Raw genomic sequence first — 1,242 nt, 5'->3', positions numbered from 1 at the left:
CACAAGGCTTGTGCTGGGAACCGATCGGCTGGAATGTGCGGCAATATTTTCGCCGCATCAACAAACACCGCATGGCCACCAGTTGGATATTGGATTGGAATTCCCCCCTCCCGCAGACGCTCGCCCAAGTATTGCACCTGACTGATTCGATAATGCAGGAAGTCTTCATCCGCGCCCTCATACAAGCCACGGGCTAAAGCCTCCATATCGCGCCCAGCCATGCCGCCATAAGTGACAAAACCTTCCATAGGAACGCAGCGCGTTTGCACCGCTTGGAACAACTCTTGATGATCTCGAATACAGCACATGCCACCAATGTTCACCATTGGATCTTTCTTGGCAGACATCGTGAGCATATCGCCGTATTGATACATTTCACGAATGATTTCCAAAATCGACTTGTCAGCGTAGCCTTCTTCACGCTGTTTGATGAAATAAGCATTCTCACAATAGCGAGCCGAGTCAATCACCACTGGGATATCGTATTTGGTGGCAATTTCGTACACGCTGCGCATGTTTTCCATCGATACCGGTTGGCCACCCGAGCTGTTACACGTCACTGTCGTGATGATGGCACAGATGTTCTTCGAGCCATGCTCTTCAATCGTTTCTACCAGTTTGTTGAGGTCGAAGTTACCTTTCCAATCGTAAGGCGTAGTGGTATCGAACGCTTCTTCCGTCACAACGTTGATAGCCTTACCGCCGTTGAGCTCAATATGCCCCGCAGTAGTATCAAAGTGATAGTTCGAGCTGAACACCGGCGTTTCGCCGCCACGTACTTGGCGCATACGTTCAATCAGAGCAGGGAACAATATCTGCTCCGCTCCTCGGCCTTGGTGCGCAGGCACCGTCAGTTTGTAGCCGAAGAAATGCTCCACTGCGCTGCATAAGTTGTAGTAGTTACGACTACCCGCGTAAGACTCATCCCCCAACATAATGCCAGCCCACTGGTTATCGCTCATGGCACCTGTGCCGGAATCGGTAAGCAAATCGATATACACGTCATCACCGCGCAATAAAAATGGGTTGTAACCCGCTTCTTTGAGAGCGATTTCTCGGTCAGCCAACGTGGTCATTTTGATTGGCTCAACCATTTTGATACGGAAAGGTTCTGGAATACGTTTCATTGTTAATTTCCTTGTACGCATGCCCCTACGCGCTAAAGCGTAAGAGTAGAAAACAAATAGATCAGATGCTTTTCAATGCGAGAGCATTGGGGAAATTAACGAGAAGAGATTTTGC

General features: G+C 49.3%; 1 protein-coding gene. It reads right to left on the bottom strand.

What is annotated here, in order from left to right; all coding sequences use genetic code 11:
* On the bottom strand, nucleotides 1–1,127 hold a 1,127-nt coding region (locus tag R7R24_RS24620), incomplete at its 3' end, for a tryptophanase (RefSeq protein WP_318119715.1).
* Nucleotides 1,128–1,242 lie beyond the last annotated feature (115 nt).

It is taken from the genome of Vibrio sp. 704 (genome assembly GCF_033339295.1).
The sequence above is the reverse complement of the archived record's forward strand: the minus strand, read 5'-3'. Positions and strand labels throughout refer to the sequence as shown.